This window comes from Hydrogenimonas sp. (genome assembly GCF_029932565.1).
Taxonomy (GTDB): Bacteria; Campylobacterota; Campylobacteria; order Campylobacterales; family Hydrogenimonadaceae; genus Hydrogenimonas.
The window spans coordinates 13,026-18,395 of the sequence record NZ_JAOZPV010000018.1; the positions used below are offsets into that span (position 1 = coordinate 13,026).

The 5,370-nt window shown below is 52.8% G+C and carries 3 protein-coding genes; 1 reads left to right on the forward strand and 2 read right to left on the reverse strand.

Annotated elements, in window-relative coordinates:
• Positions 1 to 1,004: PAS domain-containing protein (locus Q1K24_RS03840; RefSeq protein ID WP_300366220.1), on the reverse strand; the 1,004-nt coding region annotated here is incomplete at its 3' end.
• 381 nt (positions 1,005 to 1,385) lie between these two features.
• On the opposite strand from Q1K24_RS03840, the gene Q1K24_RS03845 reads away from it, so the two are divergent.
• Positions 1,386 to 3,167: a diguanylate cyclase gene (locus Q1K24_RS03845; protein ID WP_300366223.1), complete on the forward strand. Its 1,782-nt coding sequence runs from the start codon at positions 1,386 to 1,388 to the stop codon at positions 3,165 to 3,167.
• Here the strand turns inward: Q1K24_RS03845 and Q1K24_RS03850 are convergent.
• Positions 3,162 to 5,369 (reverse strand): endonuclease MutS2, encoded by a 2,208-nt coding sequence (locus tag Q1K24_RS03850; protein WP_300366226.1) that lies wholly within the window; start codon positions 5,367 to 5,369, stop codon positions 3,162 to 3,164. The two genes, Q1K24_RS03845 and Q1K24_RS03850, sit on opposite strands and share 6 nt — an antisense overlap.
• Between the last annotated feature and the right edge of the window lies 1 nt (position 5,370).

The window sequence follows — 5,370 nt, forward strand, 5'->3', positions numbered from 1 at the left end:
AGGAACTCGGCCCGCTCCATCGCCTCGTGCTCAGCCGATTTGTCCTGCAGAACGGCGATACCGCCGATCAGCTCGCCCGAATCACCATGAAGCGGTGAAACAACGACCGAAATCCACATCTCTTTGTCGTTCAACGTCGTCAGATACGGCCCTTCATAATAGATCGTCCGCTCCTCTTCGATCACCTTTTTGATGTTTTTGACGGGGCGCTGGTCTTTCAGCTCAAGCATATTGAGCTTCAGCAGCTCCTCTTTCGGAACGCCGATCTGATCGGACAGTGCCTTGTTGCAGTCCTGCAGATTGTACTCTTTGTCGAAATAGAGGATTCCGACAGGCGCCTGATCCGCAATCAGATCGAGCCGCTGACGCAGCTCCCCAAGCTCCCGATGCTGACGGATCCCCTTTTCGAGAACCTTGCCGATCTGGCGCGTACTCAGAAGAAAAATAGCGATGTAAAAAAACGAGAGGGCGGAGAGCATCAGGTGAATCGCATCGCCGCACATAAAAAACCGGATCGCCAATGGCGTCAGAATCAATATGACATACGCATTCGCCATTTTGCGGTCGATCGCCAGTGTGATCGTACCGCCTCCCGCCATACCGACCACGATCAGGGCCAGCAGAAGTTCCTGCGGCAAATGCCCCTGCGGATAGAGAAAGAATGCCGCGAACGCCCACAACAGCACCATCAGAATGACTTCGACTCTGAAACGCTGGTATCGTTCCCTGAGCGGACGGTCCGAGCCGTAACGGCACCCTTTCATCGAATAGTAGATCCGCTCGAATGCCAGGAGCACGACAGCCGTGTACCAGCCGGCTATCAATACATGATTGATATAGGGCCACAAGAATATTATCAGCGACGTTGCGATCACAATCGTCACACTCATCGTAGATGGGACTTTGGTACACAGTGTCACCAGAACCTGTTCACGCAGAAACTGGTGCAGTATATCCGTCGGATCTTCTTTCACATTCAGTAGACGTTGAAAAAATCGTTTCAATATTAAACTCATCGTATCAGTATGCTTTTGACTCTATAATTTTTGTAGATGATGTTTCGCACCCTTCACACTCTTTCATATCGTAATGTGGTCCGCAATGATCACCGCTTCCCCTCCGGCAAGCACGCCGCGTACCCTACCATTATCGTCTTCCGGGCCACCGATGTTAACCCCTAAGATCTCTCTTCGGACAATTTTCCGCACTTTGGCATCCGTATATACTCTCATTGCATACTATGGGTAAATCTGATTGAAAAGACTGGGTGTTCCCTTTTTCCACAGAGATATCGCCGGCAAATTCAACCCTCTCTCTTCCTACTTAACTTAGTGTACGACGATTATTCTTTTATATTGCTAAGTCATTTTTTGGTACACTGATTTATGCATAAATCCAATTTTGCAACAGATAAAAACCATGAAGAGTTTGCAAAACCTGTCGAGATCGCTCCAAATATCTGGTGGGTAGGCCATGTGTTGGAGGACGATCCGTTCCAGTGCCATGTCTACCTCATCGAAAATGGTGATGAATCGATTCTGATCGATCCCGGATCGAAACTGACATGGCCGCATACACGGGAAAAAATTCTGCAGATCATTCCATTGGAGAAGATCCGCTATATCGTCTGTCACCACCAGGATCCCGACATTACAACTGCCGTTGCCGATCTTCTGGAGGAAATCGGTACCGAGAATCGTTTCCTCGTAACCCATTGGCGTGCGGCCGAACTGCTTGAGCACTACGATTGGGGTATCCGCTTTTACGAAGTACAGGCCGAAGGATGGAAGCTCGAAACCCCGGAAAGAACCCTGCGGTTCGCTTTCACACCCTATATGCACTTTCCCGGTGCCTTCTGCACCTACGACGAAACCTCGGGTATCCTCTTTTCGAGCGATATCTTCGGAGCCATCACCGAAACATTCGCCCTCTACGCGGAAGATGCCGAAAGCTACTTCAAACAGATGGAACCCTTCCACACCCACTATATGCCAGCCACCGAAATCGTCAATCACGGTCTCGACAACATTGAACAATGCCATCCCATCGAGATGATCGCACCCCAGCACGGCTCTATCATCAAAAAGGAGTTCATCCCCTACATTATCGAACACCTACGCCGGCTCAAATGCGGTCTTTACCTCGAATTCGGCGGAACGAGAAAAATCGAACTGATGTCGAAAATCAATGCGATTTTGCCCGAAGTGTTCGAAGCAGCCGCTTTTTTCGACAGTTTCCATGCCGACACCAAACGGATTCTCCATTCGATGCACAAAGTCTTTCCGATCGATCGCATTGTCTCGCTGGTCATGATCGAGGAGACCTTCTTCATCAAACTGGACTCGTCCGACTCTTCCATTCGGCCATGCAGTCGGAGCAAACGGCAGATTCTCGCGAAATTCCACGACACCTTCTACGATCAGGTACGCTGTTTTATCGACAGCGAAACGATTCAGTGCATCGATACCGACGAACCAAAAACCCTCTATACATTCCCGGTTCACGACTACGATGAACATGTGATCGGAATCGGGATGTTCGTTCTGGAACGTTCGTTCGAACGCAGCGACGAGATGATCGAAATGCTCAAAAAGTTCGAAATCGCCATCGATATCATCTCCAAACGCGAAGTGGAGGTCTACCTGCTCAAAAGAGACAAAAGCCTCGCCTACGCGATGGCCATTACCGACAAATTGACAGGACTCTACAATCGCCACTATCTCGAAGAGATCGCCCATGCCGAACTCGCCAAAGCGAAACGTCACGACTATCCCATAACCTTCATCTATCTCGACATCGACCATTTCAAAAAGATCAACGACACCTACGGCCACGATGTCGGGGACATCGTACTGAAACGTTTCGCCCAGATCATCATCTCCAATCTGCGTGAAAGTGACATGGCATTCCGGCTTGGCGGCGAGGAGTTTCTCCTCATGCTTCCCTATACAATACGTGAAGAAGCGGTCAATATGGGCAAACGTCTGCGTGAAGCGACGCGGGTTGGCGGCTGCATCGACCATCAAAATGAGACAATATGCTATACCTTCAGCGGTGGTATTGCCGATACCGAAGAGGCCGGCTTTTCATTGGACAACCTGCTCAAACTTGCAGACCGGAAACTCTACACGGCCAAAGAGTCCGGCCGCGACAAAATCATCCTATAACTCCACAATCGTCGCCCCGAACCCTCCCATATGCGGCGGTGCATCGTGAAACCCTTTGACACTCGGATGTCCCTGCAGAAAAGTACGAACGGCGTGAGCGAGTTTACCGGTTCCTATCCCGTGGTAGACCAGTACTTCGTCGAAACCGGCAAGCAGGGCATCAGAGAGAAACTTGTCCAGCTTTTCGATCGCCTCGTCGGCCCGCAGACCATGCAGATCGAGTTTGACACCGGCCGTCGCCTGTGAGCGCTCCAACGTCACGCTTGTCTGTTTCTTCTTCGGCGCCTTGGGAGGATTTCCGGAACGTTTCAGCTCGCTCAGCGGCACGCGAAGTTTCAGGCCCTCCACCTCGATCGTCGCCTCTTTCGCTTTGAGTGCGATGATGGTACCCCGGTTTTTCCGGTATTTGACCTTGTCGCCGACAGCAAAAGTCTCCATGCGTTTCGGCGCTTCGATCTTCGCTCTCTGTACCGTCTTGTGCGCTTTGCCCAGCTGACGGTGAATCGCCCGCTCGTCTCTCTGTTTCAACGCCTCCCTCGCCTGTTTTGTCGCTTCGGCATAGATCGCCTCGAGTTCGCGTTTCTTGGCATAGAGCTCGCTCTCCAGCGTATCGTTGAGCTCTCTGTAGCGTCTTTTCTCCTTCTCCAGCGCTTCGATCTCCCGCTCCAGCTTCTCCCGTTTTTCCCGCAGCTCCTTCTCCAGGGTACTCGAACGCTCGATCAGCTCGTTGAGCCGTTCCCTGTCCTCCCCGTACTCCACACGCGCCATCTGCACGATATTTTTCGGCACACCGTACCGCTCCGCCGTCTCGAAAGCGTAGCTCTTGCCGATGATTCCCTGCAGGAAAGTGTAGGTGGGCGCCTGGTTCTTCTCGTCGTAGACCGCCGCCACCAGTTCGACGCGCGGATCCCCGGCCATCATCGCCGCGAGCCGTTTGTGGTGGGTCGTGATGACGATCTTGATGTTGCGTTTGATCAACTCCTCGATCATCACCTTGAAGAGCGACGCCGCCTCGTCGCTGTCGGTCCCCAGTTCAATCTCGTCGACCCCGACAAGCACGCCGTTTTGGGTGAAAAGACGCGAAAACTGCCGCATCCGCCCGGCGAAAGTCGAAATGTCGTTCTTGACGTTCTGGGGATCTTCGATGATCGCTTCGATCGTTTTGAAACTCCCGATCTTCATATGCTTCGCATCGCACCGCATCGGCAGCAGATATTTCGCCAGCCACGCGGCGGCCAGTATCGACTTGAGCAGCATCGTCTTTCCGCCCGCGTTGACACCGGTGATCATCAGCACATCGTTGGAAAAGTCGATTGTCACCGGCTTGGGATGCGTCAATGCCGGATGGCAGAAATCGGCGAGTTTTATCACATCGTTACGTGCCGGCAGCACGAAACTCAGATCCTCCAGACGCGCCATCTGCATCCTGGCCTGGTAGTGGTCGAACCGGTCGAACGCCCCATCGACAAACTTCAGAAATTTCAGCCAGCCGCCCAGTGTCAGGCTCGTCTGCTTCGCGATATCGTAGTAGACCTCCTCCAGGCGGCTGACGATGCCGGCCTCCTTCTCTTTGAGCTTCGCGATCGCTTCGGGAATCACATAGAAAAAACCCGCCGTCGTACGGCCGATGACGGTCGCTTTCAGCACATGGTTGAAGCCGCCGCGCACCAGCAGTGCCTCTTCGTCGTTGACATAGTGGATCTGCCGGTCGATCAGATAGGGCCCCAGCTTGGCGCTCCCCACCATGCGCGAAAGTGTCTGACGGATCGCATCACGGTTCTGTTTCTGCGCCGCCTTGAGCGAAGCGAGCCGCTCGTCCACGTGCTCTTCGAGATTCCCTTTCTCGTCGAACATTTTCGAAATCGCAACGATCGGTTCCGGTATCTCGATCTCCGCCAGCCACTCCCCCAGAACATTCTCGATACGCAGATTTTTGAGGTACATGAAATAGCGTACGATCTTGACGATTTCGAAAATATCGTCGAGCCCCAGCACCGCCTGTTTGCCCAGCCGCATCCAGAGATCGTCGCAGTTTCTCACCTTCGGCGGCGATTTGAACTCCACCTCCTCCAGCGCACGGATAAAACGGAAATGCAGGCTCCGGTCCCCTTCGATAAAGAGCGGTTTGGGCCGCGCAAGCAGCCCCTCGAACCGCCCGATATAGCCCGCAAGATCCAGTTGGTCGATCAGTTTCTCTTTCATT